Consider the following 15,105-nt stretch of genomic DNA (forward strand, 5'->3'; position numbering starts at 1 on the left):
TTAAATTAAAATTTGTGGTGATAACCATTGTAAATCATTTCGAGTGCAACGAAGGTGATGGCGATACAGAAAATAATCCTCAAGGTTGAAGGGTTAATTTTGGTCAATAATTTGGCTCCTGTAAATGCTCCGCCCAATACGCCAAGCACCACGGGGAAAGCGATGCCCGGATCCATATAACCGCGTTGCAGGTATACTACGGCACTGGCGGCTGCAGTAACACCGATCATAAAATTACTGGTGGTTGTGCTTACTTTAAAAGGTATTTTCATTGCCGTATCCATCGCCAGTACTTTTAGCGCACCCGAGCCTATACCCAATAAACCCGACATTACGCCTGCTATCGTCATAATTGAAAAGCCGGCTCCAACGTTTTTAAGTTTGTAATCAACTGTTCCCGTTGGGGTAGGGTAGCTGCTATTAAGTTTTAATATGGCCGATAGTTTACTGCCTTCTGTTAAAGCCTCCTGGTTCTTTTTTCTTAAAGTCATTGCTGCAGAAAAGAGAAGTACAGCGCCAAAAAGAATGGCGATGGTATTAGTGGGTGTATATATCGCAATTAAAGCGCCTATCACTGCACCAACCGTAGTTGCAATTTCTAAAAACATCCCCAGCCTGATATTGGTAATTCCTTCTTTGATATAAGCACTCGCAGCACCCGATGAATTTGCAATAGATGCCAGCAGCGCGGCACCAATGGCATAACGGATATCGACATGGAAAACAAGGGTAAGCAGAGGAATTACGACTACCCCGCCACCGAGTCCGGTTAGCGAGCCTACCAGGCCTGCAAGGTATGCCCCGAGTATTAAGATCAGGGTAAAAGTTAAAATTGACATGATTTTATATTTTAATGATTGTTGTTCAAAATGGTAGTGATGATTTCGCGGGCAGTATCAGCATTTCTGTTAGTTATGGCATCAAATAATGCCTGGTGTAAATAGTGGCTCATGGCAAAATGGGCAATACCAGAAGGCGAACGTTTGGCAAAAAAATCGCGGATAATTACGGTGAAACTTTCATAAAGATCACTTAATACACGGTTTCCTGATGCGCGGGCAATGGCCAGGTGAAATTCGATATCGGCATTTGCACATGCTGCCCTCGAATCGTTTTCGATGGCCAGTTTTCGTTTTTCAAGCGCTTCGCCAATGGCTTTTAAATCAGAATCGTTTCTGTTTTGTGTGGCTAAACGCACAATTTCCTGCTCCAGCAAGGCCCTAACCTGATTGATTTCTTCAAAATCTGAACTGCGCAGGCGCTGTTCGATGGGTTCGGCAGGGGCAGCATTAACTTTAGTTCCAAAACCTTGCTGAACGGTAAGGATTCCGGATAAGGTTAAGGATTTAATTGCCTCTCTAATGGTAGATCGGCCAACCTGGTATAATTCCATTAGGGCTGGCTCCGAAGGGATTTTTTCTCCAACTTTAAATTTGCCTTCTTTAATGTCGTTCCTGATTTTGATGGCTATCTGTTCAAAAAGCTTGCTTTCCTGTTTCATCATTTTAAATTAACACTACAAACATACGATGTTTATTTTAAACATCATATGTTTTGTGTCGGTTTAAAATCATTTTAGTTTATTAGAGTGTATTAGTCTTTATGTTCTGTTTCTGCTATCTTGCTTTCTGCATTTTGAATACTTGCTAATTTTACCTAATTTGTTTTTTCGGTGCTTCATCCGGCACTGGTTAACAACTGGTTATTAACAGACGATGCCCACCATCGTTCCTGATATACACATACAATTAAAAACTATGGCTATAATCAAGAAAATCAGATCCATCTTTAAACGCATTATCGAATTTCTTTCCCCATCAAATCAATTACCGGGCTTTGCTCAGAAACTGATCGCCGCTTTTGTCGTAGTGTTCTTATCGGCGGTACATGTTTTGTATCTTTTTGGGCATGTACCGCTTTTATACCTTATTGCTTATCTGTTGTTTTATATTGCCTGCGGACTTGTCCTGTCAATTTTGTTCGTATGGCTGCTAAAGCTGGTCCGATGCATTCCTTCTGCTTATCAGGTGGCCATTATCTTTAGTTATCTGGCCGCTTTTTATTTTTTCCATCTTCCCACCAATTATGGGTGGTTATTGATCCTGGCGATCATTATATTACCTGTACTGTTAATAACAGGGGTTTACCAATGGAGAAATGGTGATTTATTTCCTTTGAAGAGCCCAAAACGGATTCTTTGGTTCTCAATATTGCTTATTTCTTCCGTTGCTTTAGTTTCAGGACTTATTATTTTACTGGGACAGGGAAGCAAACCACAAGCTGTTGTAAATTATAAGATGAAAAGTACTCTGCCTGTAGCGCTAAATTTACCTGATCCATCATTAAAAGGGCCGTACAAACCTTTTTTTCTAACTTATGGCAGTGGGAAAGATAAATGGCGAAGAGAATTTGGAGACCGTGTGAATATTAAAACCAAAAATATAAATGGTTCGCGATTGCTTACTTCATGGACCGGGGTTTCGGGAAAGCTAAGGACTTTATATTTTGGTTACGATCAAAAATCGTTACCCATGAATGCGCTGGTATGGTACCCGCGTGAGAAAAAAGAAAAACTGCCACTGGTCATGATTATTCATGGAAACCACCTGGGGCAGCAGGCTTCCGATCCGGGTTATGCTTTTTTAGGAGAGTTACTGGCCAGCCGCGGGAACATGGTGGTATCTGTAGATGAAAATTTCTTAAACCTTTCATTAACCGATCTGGATGTATTTGGTGGCGGATTAAAAAATGAAAATGCGGCGCGGGCCTGGTTGCTTTTAAAACACCTTGAGCTTTTACGCGACTGGAACAATACGCCGGGCAATACTTTTTATAAGCGCTTGGATATGGATAAAATTGCCATTATTGGCCATTCAAGAGGAGGAGAAGCCGTAACCCATGCCGCGGCATTTAATAAACTGCGCCATTATCCTGATGATGCCAGAGAAAAATTCAACTTTAATTTTAATATTGGTGCAGTTGTAGCCATTGCCCCAGTTGATGGTCAATATAAACCTGGAGGAACTTTAACAGTTGCAAAGGATATCAATTATTTTGTGATCCAGGGTGCACTTGATATGGATATGCAGACTTATGGAGGTTTGGCTACGATGAAACGGATTCAGTTTTCGCCCGGCTTTAATGGTTTTAAGGCAGGGCTTTATTTAAGCGGCGCCAATCATGGTCAGTTTAATTCGGTATGGGGGCGGAGAGATGACACAGGGCCGGGTATTAATAAGTTTAACTTGAAACAGTTAATGGACGGGGAGGAACAGCAAAAAATATTGAGTATATACATCAGTTCGTTCTTAGAAACCACCATTAATGGCAAAACAGGTTATAAACCCTTGTTTATGGATGCCAGGTTTGGCAGGAACTGGCTACCCAAAAAGATTTACATGAACCAGTTTGAACCAGCCAGTAAAACGGTATTGGCTGATTTTGATGAAGATATAGATGTTAACACTGCAACAATTAAAGGAGGCTACATTACAAGCAGTGGTTTGAGGGAATGGAAAGAACAGCAGAATAAATTTTTGTGGGGAATGCAGGTTACAAAATCTGTTTATTTAGGATGGGATAGCATAAAACACCAGAATGGTTTTTTCTCGCTTAATCTTGCTGCTCCGCTCTCTTTGTCAGGAAAAATGTTGGGGTTTTCGCTGGCTGCCGGGAAAGAAAATGCTGATGGCCAGGCAAAACCAACTGATTTCACCATCGTGCTTGAAGATAGTAAAAAGCATAAACTTTCATTTCCTTTAAGCAGTTGTAGCGTATTGCAGCCACAGATCGCTAAAAACCTGGGTAAATTTAGCTTTTTTAACGAGTATGCAAATTCGGAAGCTGTGCCCGATTTTTTCTATTTCGATATTGCTAAACTTTTAAATGCTGAAACAAAATTTGAGCTTAACAACCTTAAAGAAATCAAATTTATTTTTAATAAAACCCGCTCAGGAGATATCATTCTTGATGATCTTTCACTAATCAATAAACCATAAGCTCTAATGGTAACTTATTTGCTGTTGAATAATCTTGATAAAGCCTTATTCAACAGCAATACATGGTTTAATTGAGGTAGGTTCCGGTGAGTTTTTTCGGCCATTGGTAATTCAATATGCTTTTCTCGTTTGTATCGTCTAACTGCAGGTTCGGTTCTGGATCCATGGCTGCATCAGGATCAAGATAAGAAATAAGAAGATCTGCAGGTATCCTGTCATATAAATCTGGATAAATTCGCCTGAATAAATTGGTCCTGTTTTCTATATTCTGTATCCTAAATAAGATGTTCCTGTTATTTACATCAGTTATTGCGTTGCGGAGAAAATAAAAATGGAATAATGAATCGAGTACAGGATACCATGCACAGCCTTCCTCAAATTCGCATTTATCTATAATAAATAAAGTAGAATGCTCAATAGCCTGGATGTTAAAGCTATGATCGGTATAGCTACAATCATCGCAAATGTAAGTACTTCCTGATCTGCCCAGCCATATATTAGATGGTTTTTCGCTTTCATCAGTAATATACCCGTTTACCAATCCTTTAGCCACATACACAAGTTTGCCGTTTGCAGCAGGGCTGTTTGGGCCGAAAAGTGTTTCTCCCTCGTAAATGTTGCGAAATGCTGTATGCCGGTATAAAAAACGGATAGCGGCTCTATCTTTCTTTCTATCTAACAATGAAAGAAATACCTTTAAAAAATATTTAGTGTAGCCTAATTCCATGTTGTTTAATTGAGTTGAGTAACATATTTCATTTTTTTTGGTGTTGATAATACGGTATTCTTCCATCCCACGCTTCAGGTTCGAGGCTGGCACCCATGCCATTTTAACAGGGCTGCTGCTTAAATTATTAATCCAATTTTTATTAAAATCGGTTATTGCTAAGTTGTATAACTAAAATCAATATTCCTCTGATTTTGGTCAATGCTTATCTTGATCTTTCTCATCCACTGCACCAGTTTATTACAATGCAAAGTCTTGTCCTTTAAAATTGATTGCTGTTGGCTGTTAGGTATTAGTTTTTCATCATGATTAAAGATTTAATATCGAGCACAATAATGTTGTTACCTTCCTTTTCAATAAGGCCTTCTTTAGTAAAATCGCCTAATACGCGGCTCAAGGTTTCGGTTGCAATTCCCACCAGGCAGGCCAGGTCGTTTCTTGGCAGTATGAATCTGCCATTCTCCGCATCATGGCCAAGTTTGGTTAGTCCTATAATGGCCTTTGCAATCCTTTTTCGTACCGAGTAATAAGCAATATCGAGTAGCTTTTCATCACGTTCGCTTAAGGTTTGAGCCAAATCTTTAGCAAAAACGCTGAATATTTCGGGATAATCGGTAATTAAGTGCTGCACTTCGGCAAATGGGATGGTCAGTATTTCGGCACTATCAATGGCTTCGGCAATTTCTTTATTTTCGGCACCTAATAATGTTCCCTGTAATCCAAAATATTCGTGAGGGCCATAAATGCCGGTAATGAGTACATTGCCTGCCGTATCGGCTACATAAGTTTTAATTTTTCCCGATAAAATATAATGCAGGCCTAGTGCCCGTCTTTCTCCCCTGTAATAAAGCACCTGGTTTTTTTTAAAATGTCTTGGCAAACTTCCTTCAAATCTCGATCTTAACCACGACATGTCATCTCTGCTGTTGTGGATACTTCTTAGCTGTACATGCTGTTTTAAAAATAATTCATGTTGTAACCTTTTCTTTCTAAGTTTAACCTCCACCTGGTTAAGCAATTCGCCGTCATCAAAAGGGGTCATTAAGTGGCCATCTGCGCCTAGTTCCATAACCCTGCGGGCAAGATCATAATCTTTATCGTTCAATAACATAATAAAGCTGATGCTTGCGGTTTCCATAAACTTGTTAACCACACGTAATACCCCAAATCCATCTATTTCTGATACGTTTATTCCTGAAATAATTACATCTACAGGGCTTTTTCTGATGATGTCGATTGCCTGCTTGCCACTATCTGTCGATTTTACATTGTATTTCCCGATTGTAAGTATTTCGGTGATTTTTACTCTTAAATCAAAATCCTCTAGTATAACCAAGATTTTAGATCCCTCCATTTAAATTTTATATTTAATCCTAAAGACAATAAGTTCCTTTTGGATAAGTAAAAAAGGTATTTAACCTTATTTCCGGACCTGGTATTTGCATGATTAAAAGCCTGCCTTAGATGTTGAACATGGACCGCTGAAAAAAGAAGATAGACAATTGGCGACGGTACGGGTTGCTTTGAAAGCTGAGCTTAATTTTTTATGGTTGAGCTCATCATTTATCGGATAAACTTTAACGGAACTGACGAGTATGGGTATATCGTTGTATAATAGACTGAAAATCTTCATTTATGGTTTTAATTAAAACATCCTCCAAAAACAGAATGGTTTCGAAGAACATCTACAGCGTAAAGTCTATTGACTACGCTCGCAATTATATAAATTGACCTGTTAAAAAAACAGCACAGTTTTTTAACATGAGTTTCTAAGAAAAGCATTTTGTTTAGGTTTTTATAGGGATTAATAGACAAATATCCAATAAAAATGAGCATAAATATGCACAAATAGATTGATAATTGTCAAATTAATTGTTGATTGTGGTCAACGAAGGTAAATTTGGTGTTCTTAGAGGTATTTCGGTTAAGCTATTTATGTTAAAAGCTTTGCCTTAACTGCTTTATAACGCATGTGCAGTGGTAGATAAAAACAGGTAATTGTTTAAATTTAATCTATTTAATTATAGTGATGATTGACTTGAATTTTTAAAAGGATTTCTAATCCGTTTTAGGCAAAATAATGCTCCGGTGCTGTGTAGGGGAGTAATAAAGGTTAAAGGATGTGGTGCTGCCAACAAAAACAACCGGACTGTTTATGGTAACAGGATCTAATTTTTCGACGGGGTTAACATCTTTTGTGCTGTTTAAACAATGCTGAATATCAACATCGATCCGGTTAATTGAAGTAAATGTGGTTAAAAGACAGCAGCTTGCAAATAAATGGAAAGATAGATAATTAAACTGGAACATCCTGATGTGAAAAAGAACAATCCAAAGGCAGAGCAAAAGCGTGAGTGAAATGCAGATCAATAGAAGCGACATTTTCATTTCCTGGAAGCTGATCAGAGCAGGTAAAAATGCGAATGGCAACAAACCGATTAGAAAAGCAGCGTTTCTGGTTCGGCGTACAGTAGAGGTATCGCAGATCCACGAATGCACAATAAAGGATATGGTAATGATTAAAGGCAAAAAGATTAAAAGCGCTGATTTTTCCAGATAGCTTAATCCCCTTTGTGAGGATGCCAGGTCGCCAAAATCGTAAAGGGTCAGGATTTCGATATTAAAGCTTCCGAAAAAATAATCTTCTCCAAAGCCAATTAATAGCACAAGGAAAACAGTTGTTAATATCAGGTAACTGATAAACAATGTTGAAATGTTGTTCGTTTTATCTGCCATCTTAATTATAATGAGGTTGTGCAGAATAAGGGTAAACTGAAATAGGCGACATGGGATAGATTTAATATCCAAATTTGCTGAGCTGCTGTTACATCTCCTTTGATAAACATTAAGGCAGTTGATGATTGTGGTCAAAATGTTTATTTTAAGCCTGCAGGATTAGTTGAAAAATCTTTGAAACTTAAAAAATCTGTCAAACCAATTTTTGTACAACACTATAGTCGAATTAAACTGAGGTTGTCTTTATTTTTTTAATTACCTTTAAATCAGTTTTTTATGTGTTTTTATTAAAAATAAGTATCCTAATATTTGTATCGTACGAAAAACATCGTACCTTTAGGGTGTGAAAAGTATACAACCTGAAAATAACCTGCCCGAACCTACCAAAGCTGAACTGGAAATTCTCCAGGTATTATGGGAATTTGGACCGTCGACCGTTCGGTTTGTAAATGATAAGCTGAATGAACAAAGAGAGGTGAATTACACTTCAACTTTAAAACAGATGCAGATCTTAGCTGAAAAAGGAATTTTAAAACGTGATGAAAGCCAAATGAAACACATTTATATTCCGGTAGAAGCAGAAGAAAAAACCAAAGTTCAGTTGTTAGACCGTTTCGTAAATACCTTGTACAAAGGCTCAGCGTCGCAGTTGATGATGCAGCTTTTGGGAAATGAGAAAACATCAAAAAAGGAAATCGAAGAGATTAAGCGGCTATTGGATAGAATGGACTAATTAATAACAATAGATTCTAAAGAACCACGATAATGGAATTCAAATTAATTAACCTTTTGCCAGAAAACTGGCTTCATGCCCTGGGCGCTACCTTGTTCCATTCGTTATGGCTTGGCGTAATTTTAGCCCTACTGGCAGGTTTGGTGATGTTTACTACCCGTAAAGCAAGTGCTACATGGCGTTATAACCTGCTTACGGTATGTTTAGGTCTGTTTGTGATCGCAATAGGTTTCACTTTTTATCAGGAGCTTCAACAACCGGTTTACAATGCGCAGTCGCAGGCCGTTCATCAAACCGGGATTAACCTGCCAAAGGCAATTGCAGATCAACAAGCGGTTACAAATGTACAGCACGATATGTATTCGGGACTGAACAGGATCCTTTCCTTGTGGAATGCTTATGCCTATCAGATTGTATTGGTGTGGTTCCTGATCATCTGTGGAAAAAGTATCCAATTAATGGTTGGCTTAAATGGTGTATACCACCTGCGTAATCATAAAACCTATGCTGCTGGTAAAAAATGGGACGATAAATTAAATGAACTGGCTCAAAAACTGGGTTTAAGCCAACAGGTAAAGGTGATGCAATCTGGTATTGCCCAGGTACCCATGGTAGTAGGCCATTTTAAACCTTTAATCCTAATCCCATTAGGCTTACTCAATGGTTTGTCGAACGCAGAAGTGGAAGCCATCCTCTCTCATGAGCTGGCACACATTAAACGCAAAGATTACCTGGTAAACCTATTACAAAGTTTTATCGAAATTGTATTCTTCTTTAACCCGGCAGTACTTTGGGTATCACAATTAATAAAAACAGAGCGCGAGCATTGCTGCGATGATTTGGCCATCGCCTGTGTTAACGATCGCAAAAACTACGTTCAGGCCCTTATTGTGTGCCAGGAATTTAAGCAGCGTGCACCTGCTTATGCCATGGCCATAACCGGCAAGAAAGGTAGCCTGCTGCACAGAGCAAGCAGGATGTTATTCAACACAAATTCAACTTTAAACAAAATGGAAAAAACAATATTAACCATCGCCCTGGTATCGGTTGTGGTTTGTACTGCCGCTTTTAAAAGCGTTGGCAATGCAAAAACAGTTACCAAAAAAGAAATAAGCACTTCAATTGTTGCTTTACAGGATACGACCAGGAAAAAAGCCAGGCCTGCTGAAGGAAAATCTGCAGATCAACTGGAAAAGGAAATCAATGCGAAAATGGACAGCCAGCTTAAAAAACTGAATGAAAAACAACAGCAGCAAGAAACGAAAGAAGATATAAAAGCAAGGCAAGCGGATGAGAGAGCGAGGAAAGAGGATGCTAAGCGGGCACAGGAAGATGCTAAACAGGCTGTTATGGATGCCAAACAAGCCGAATTAGATGGTAAACAAGCTGCTGCAGATGCTAAAATTGCCGAAGCAGACTCAAAACAAGCCATTGCAGACGCGAAACAAGCTGCTGAAGATGCAAAGGAATATAAAAGATGGGCAAAATCTATTAAAGATCAAGGGTATCCGGTTCCGCCGAGAGCGCCGCGCCCACCCGTGCCACCAAGAGCTGTATCTGCTATACCAGCCGTTCCTGCAACTCCATCTGTTCCGGCAGTGCCACCAACCCAGGTTACGCCACCAACTCCTCCAACTCCACCAGTTTATGGCGAAAGGGGAAGTACGAAAACAGGTTCGCAACGCACTGTTACTTCAAAAACAGTAACTAATGGCGATGGACATGATTATACCAACGAAATCAATCAGGAATTGATAAAAGATGGCATCATCAACAGTACCAATAAACTATCGTACAAACTCAATAAAGATGAGTTGATTGTAAATGGTGTGAAACAAAGCACTGATGTACAGGCAAAATACAAAAAGAAATTTCTGAAAAGCGATAAACATTCGCTGATGTATAATTTCCTGATCGAAAACAACAAAAACTAATTTCTAAAAGCGCTAATCCAATCCCACCATCATGAAATTTACACTCATGGCTTTTTTAGCCGTATGGATGAATATTGCCCTTACTTTTGCTCAAGCTCAACCGCCTTCATCCAGAATTTATGGACGTGTATTGGATGCTGAAGGAAAAAATATTGAATTTGCTACTGTAGCCTTGCTTAAAGATTCGGTATTGTTTAAAACCATTTTCACTGAAAAGGATGGGATGTTCAGTTTTGATCAACTGACTTACGGAAAATACCTGATTAAAATATCGGTGGTTGGTGCGCCAATCTATAAAACAGATACACTGGTTTTAGATGCGAACCATCAGGCTGTAGCCTTACAGGATATTAAAATGGTTACGGGTGCCAATAATTTAAAGGAGGTCAATATCTCGGGACAAAAGGCTTTTGTTGAACGGAAGATCGACCGTACGGTGGTGAATGTTGATGCACTGATTTCTAACGCCGGAACAACGGCTTTGGATGTGCTGAGCAAATCGCCTGGTGTTAATGTAGATCAGAATGGGGTAATTTCGCTTAAAGGCAAAAACGGGGTGGCCATCTTTATTGATGATAAACCAACTTACCTGTCGGGTGCCGACCTGGATAATTATTTGCGTTCGCTGCCTTCTTCGTCGCTTGATCAGATCGAACTGATGACGAATCCGCCGGCCAAATATGATGCTGCAGGAAATGGAGGGGTAATTAATATCAAAACCAAGAAAACCAAAACTGCTGGGTTTAACGGTGGAATTAATGTAAGCTTAAACCAAGGCGAACTGACGAGGTCGAATAACAGCTTTAACTTTAATTACCGTAAAGATAAAATTAATGTTTTTGGAAATTTAAGTTATAACCTGAACAACAGTTTTACCGATCTTGACCTGAACCGTAAATACAAGAATGATGATGGTAGTGCCAAATCCTATTTTAATCAGAATTCTTATTTTCGCAGGCATGGCAATACGTTTAACCTGAAAACAGGACTTGATTATTATGCTTCGGATAATACTACATGGGGTGTTGTACTTACCGGCATGAACCGGATTTCTAAACAGGTAAACAACAATACCAGTAATTTATCCAATGCATCGATGCAGTTAGATTCGGTAATCAGGGCAGAAAATATCGACCAGATTAAATACCAGAATGCAGGAGTAAACTTGAATTACAGGCATAAGTTTAAACAGGCAGGCAGGGAACTTACTTTTGATGCAGATTATTTGCTTTACCGCAACCGAACGGATCAGACCTATTACAATTTCAGTTACCTGCCCAATGGAACATTAAAGTATCAGGATATATTAACGGGTAACTTGCCTTCTAATATCGATATCTACACGGCAAAAATGGATTATTCGCATCCTTTAGCAAATAAGTGGAAACTGGATGCGGGTGTTAAAACTGCTTATACCAAAACCGATAATATTGCCGATTACTTTAATACGGCAAGCGGAAAAACCAGTGCCGATTACGAAAAAAGCAATCATTTTCTGTATGAAGAAAACATTAATGCGGCTTACCTGAACATGAGCAGGGAAGGAAAGCTGTTTTCGTTACAGGTGGGATTGAGGTATGAAAATACGGTATCGAACGGGCATCAACTGGGGAACCTGATTAAACCTGATTCGAGTTTTAAAAGAACCTATAACAGTTTGTTTCCAACAGTTTATTTCTCTTATAAACTGGATACTGCCGGCAACAATCAGTTAGGTTTAAACTATGGACGAAGGATCGACCGTCCATATTACCAGGATCTTAATCCGTTCTTTTCTCCGTTGGATAAATTTACTTATTATGTTGGAAATCCATTTTTAAAGCCATCATTTACACAAAGTCTGGAGCTTTCGCACACGTATAAAAATAAAATTACCACCACTTTAGGCTACGGCTGGGTAAGGGATGAAGTGAACGAAACCATTGAGATTGTAGATGGCACCTACTACAGCAGGCCGGCTAACGTTGGCAAAACTACGGTAGCAAATATTTCCGTAAATGCAGAAATCGATTTAACGAAATGGGTTAAACTGAATGCCTATGTGGAGTACGCCAAAATAGTTTCGAAAACAGATTTCTATACAGGTTTTCTGGTTACCAAAGGAAGTTATTTTAAGGCAAGTCCTAACCTTCAGTTTAAAATCAGTCCGAGCTGGAATGCAGAGTTAAACATGCGTTACCAGAGTAAATTATCTAACGTTCAGTTTTTGTTGGGCGAAGTACATGAGTTTGGTGCTGCTGTACAGAAAAAACTTTCATCAAAAAGCACATTGAAGTTAACCGCGAACGATATATTCAGGACCAGGGTTTATAATGGTATAATTAATAACCTGGCAAATACAGAAGCAAACTGGGTTAACCGTCAGGATTCGAGATCGGTTGTGGTGAGTTATAGTTACCGTTTTGGTAAGGCTTTTTCTACACCAGCTAAGCATGAATCTTCGGGGGCCGACGCAGAAAAAAACAGGGTGAAGAATTAATTAAATAGGTCATCATCCAGATCCGATAGCTATCGGATGTAGCGCAGTGTAATGCAGGATGCAGGGATCTGTAGTTTGTGTTACCAACTCGGGTTGTTTTTGACCACCTAAGCCACCTGAGGGCAGCTAAGTTTAATTCGAAAAATAAGACAAAATCTAGGGCAATCAATTTCCGTGTTCTCCGAGTCTCCGTGGCAAAAAATAAGAGTGGTTCGTGGGGACACGAACCACGGCGAGCAGAATTAGTAGATAAGTCGTCATCCAGATCCGATAGCTATCGGATGTAGCGCAGTGTAATGCAGGATGCAGGGATCTGTGTAGTTTGAGTTACCAAAACTCGGGTTGTTTTTGACCACCTAAGCCACCTAAGGGCAGCTAATTTTAATTCGAAAAATAAGACAAAATCTAGGGCAGTCAATTTCCGTGTTCTCCGAGTCTCCGTGGCAAAAAATAAGAGTGGTTCGTGGGGACACGAACCACGGCGAGCAGAATTAGTAGATAAGTCGTCATCCAGATCCGATAGCTATCGGATGTAGCGCAGTGTAATGCAGGATGCAGGGATCTGTGTAGTTTGAGTTACCAACTCGGGTTGTTTTTGACCACCTGAGCCACCTAAGGGCAGCTAGGTTTAATTCGAAAAATAAGACAAAATCTAGGGCAATCAATTTTCGTGTTCTCCGAGTCTCCGTGGCAAAAAATAAGAAAGGTTCGTGGGGAAACGAACCATGGCTGTATAAATTGTGTCGTCATTGCGAGAAGGCTTTTTCAGCCGACGAAGCAATCTTTATAACAGGGAGAATAATCATGAAAGATTGCTTCGTCGTTCCTCCTCGCAATGACGATTTTTCGAATCTTAAACAAACTGGTTCAATGCCAACACACCAACAAGACCCAAAACAGAAACCAAACTTTCCATCATTGTCCAGGTGCGAAAGGTTTCTTTCAGGCTCAGGTTAAAGTATTCCTTAAACATCCAGAAGCCGGTATCGTTTACATGCGAAAACATCAAACTTCCGGCACCTACCGATAAAACCATTAACTCTGGTGGAGCGCCCGGACCAATCAATGGCAATACCATGCCGGATGCCGTTAATGCTGCTACGGTTGCCGAGCCAAGCGTTACCCGAAGTGATGCCGTGATTAACCAGGCGAGCAGCAGTGGCGATAAATTTAAACCTCCGGTAAGCTGTTTTACCGTTTCGCCCATGCCGCTATCAATCAAAATCTGCTTAAATGCACCGCCAGCAGCAATAATTAAAATAATCATCGCAATACTTTTAACGCCTTCAGCACATGATTCCATTGCTTTTGCGATGGAGGTTTTTTGAACAGCAAGAGCAATTACAACCGAAATTAAAAGGGCTGCGGTAGGATCGGCCAGGAAAACGAATAAGGGTTTGCCGATATAATCAAATTTAAAACTACTGCCTATTGTGCCGGCGATAATCAAAAACACGGGTAAGAGGGCCGTAATAAAACTTCGGGTAGCCGAAGGCAGGTTTTCTTCTTCATCGATCTTGAAATCCTGAAGGTTTGCAGCCTGATCGCGTTTAATTATCAGCCTCGGGAAATAAATACCCGCAATAATGGCAATCGGAATACTTAGTGCTAAACCGTAAATCAATGTTTTGCCAATATCGGCGTGGAAAATTCCGGCCAAGGCTACCGGGCCAGGATGTGGGGGAAGAAAACCATGTGTTACCGAAAGCGCTGTGGCCATCGGGATGCCAATGTAAAGTTTCGAAAGTCCGGTGGTGGCCGAAATTGCAAATACCAAAGGAATGAGCACTACAAAACCTGCGTTATAAAATAGGGGAATCCCCACTAATAAGCCGGTTAACAGTACCGCCCATTGAATGTTTTTTTTACCAAAGGCCCTGATTAAAATAAAAACAATCTTTTTAGCTGAGCCACTGTCTTCAATCAGTTTACCCATCATCGCACCAAGCGCCAGAACCATCACCATACTGCCCAGCGTACTGCCTATTCCGTTGCTAATGGAAGTCATTACTTTGGTTGCAGGCATTCCCAATAAAAGTCCTGTTATAATCGCTACGGCAATTAAGGCAATCATCGGGTTGATTTTCTTCAAAATCAGGATAAAGAGCAACAGGATGCCGAATAGTAGAATTAGTAATGACATTTGGTTAGGGCTTAAGTAATGTGATTAAAATTAGATTTTACCACAGATGCACACGGATAAACACGGATTTTAATGTTGTATCTATACCCATCTTTTTATTTATAGTTAATTTTTATTCTTACATGATAGTGTTTACTTTTTAACCGTAATGGTTCTTCCGGTAACGAGGTTAAATTCATAAATCCGGTACAGGCCATCGTCGCTAATCTCTATGGTTTCTACCAGGCCTGTTTTGCTGAACGTGTCGGTTACCATATCGCCGATTTTCACATCCTGTAGAATATCGTTCGGCGTATCGTTATTTAATCTGATCATAAAAGTAAAAGTATTCAATTATTAATAAAAACCTGCGGCA

The 15,105-nt window shown here is 39.7% G+C and carries 11 protein-coding genes; 4 read left to right on the forward strand and 7 right to left on the reverse strand.

The window, feature by feature from the left end:
• Nucleotides 1–5: 5 nt before the first annotated feature.
• Both U859_RS0106215 and U859_RS0106220 read right to left on the reverse strand, forming a co-directional pair.
• Nucleotides 6–839 carry a sulfite exporter TauE/SafE family protein gene (locus U859_RS0106215; protein ID WP_025142559.1) on the reverse strand — a complete coding sequence of 278 codons (834 nt, stop codon included), beginning with the start codon at nt 837–839 and terminating at the stop codon, nt 6–8.
• A gap of 11 nt (nt 840–850) precedes the next feature.
• A complete protein-coding gene (locus U859_RS0106220; protein ID WP_029985519.1) occupies nt 851–1,504 on the reverse strand; it encodes a FadR/GntR family transcriptional regulator in 654 nt (217 codons plus the stop codon).
• Between the two features lie 253 nt (nt 1,505–1,757).
• Here U859_RS0106220 and U859_RS30930 point away from each other — a divergent pair, with 253 nt between their 5' ends.
• Nucleotides 1,758–3,998, forward strand: a complete 2,241-nt coding sequence (locus U859_RS30930; protein WP_162799880.1) for a hypothetical protein — start codon at nt 1,758–1,760, stop codon at nt 3,996–3,998.
• 67 nt (nt 3,999–4,065) lie between these two features.
• Here U859_RS30930 and U859_RS0106230 read toward each other — a convergent pair whose 3' ends face one another.
• From U859_RS0106230 to U859_RS0106240, 3 genes are all read right to left on the reverse strand, one after another.
• On the reverse strand, nt 4,066–4,725 hold the full coding sequence (locus U859_RS0106230) for a hypothetical protein (protein ID WP_162799881.1): 660 nt from the start codon (nt 4,723–4,725) through the stop codon (nt 4,066–4,068).
• Between the two features lie 292 nt (nt 4,726–5,017).
• Nucleotides 5,018–6,079 carry a response regulator gene (locus U859_RS0106235; RefSeq protein WP_025142563.1) on the reverse strand — a complete coding sequence of 354 codons (1,062 nt, stop codon included), beginning with the start codon at nt 6,077–6,079 and terminating at the stop codon, nt 5,018–5,020.
• Nucleotides 6,080–6,783: 704 nt separating this feature from the next.
• Nucleotides 6,784–7,461, reverse strand: a complete 678-nt coding sequence (locus tag U859_RS0106240; RefSeq protein WP_025142564.1) for a hypothetical protein — start codon at nt 7,459–7,461, stop codon at nt 6,784–6,786.
• Nucleotides 7,462–7,804: 343 nt separating this feature from the next.
• Here U859_RS0106240 and U859_RS0106245 point away from each other — a divergent pair, with 343 nt between their 5' ends.
• Genes U859_RS0106245 through U859_RS0106255 form a run of 3 tightly spaced genes read left to right on the forward strand, consistent with a single transcriptional unit; the run spans nt 7,805 to nt 12,607 of the window.
• Nucleotides 7,805–8,194: a BlaI/MecI/CopY family transcriptional regulator gene (locus U859_RS0106245; RefSeq protein WP_025142565.1), complete on the forward strand. Its 390-nt coding sequence runs from the start codon at nt 7,805–7,807 to the stop codon at nt 8,192–8,194.
• 32 nt (nt 8,195–8,226) lie between these two features.
• A complete protein-coding gene (locus tag U859_RS30295; RefSeq protein ID WP_025142566.1) occupies nt 8,227–10,128 on the forward strand; it encodes a M56 family metallopeptidase in 1,902 nt (633 codons plus the stop codon).
• Between the two features lie 31 nt (nt 10,129–10,159).
• On the forward strand, nt 10,160–12,607 hold the full coding sequence (locus U859_RS0106255) for an outer membrane beta-barrel family protein (RefSeq protein WP_025142567.1): 2,448 nt from the start codon (nt 10,160–10,162) through the stop codon (nt 12,605–12,607).
• 853 nt (nt 12,608–13,460) lie between these two features.
• On the opposite strand, the gene U859_RS0106260 is transcribed toward U859_RS0106255, so the two are convergent.
• Together U859_RS0106260 and U859_RS0106265 are read right to left on the reverse strand one after the other, a co-directional pair.
• A complete protein-coding gene (locus U859_RS0106260) occupies nt 13,461–14,750 on the reverse strand; it encodes a gluconate:H+ symporter (RefSeq protein ID WP_025142568.1) in 1,290 nt (429 codons plus the stop codon).
• Between the two features lie 132 nt (nt 14,751–14,882).
• A complete protein-coding gene (locus tag U859_RS0106265) occupies nt 14,883–15,065 on the reverse strand; it encodes a hypothetical protein (RefSeq protein ID WP_025142569.1) in 183 nt (60 codons plus the stop codon).
• Nucleotides 15,066–15,105 lie beyond the last annotated feature (40 nt).

The organism is Pedobacter jeongneungensis (assembly GCF_000633455.1).
Lineage (GTDB): Bacteria > Bacteroidota > Bacteroidia > Sphingobacteriales > Sphingobacteriaceae > Pedobacter > Pedobacter jeongneungensis_A.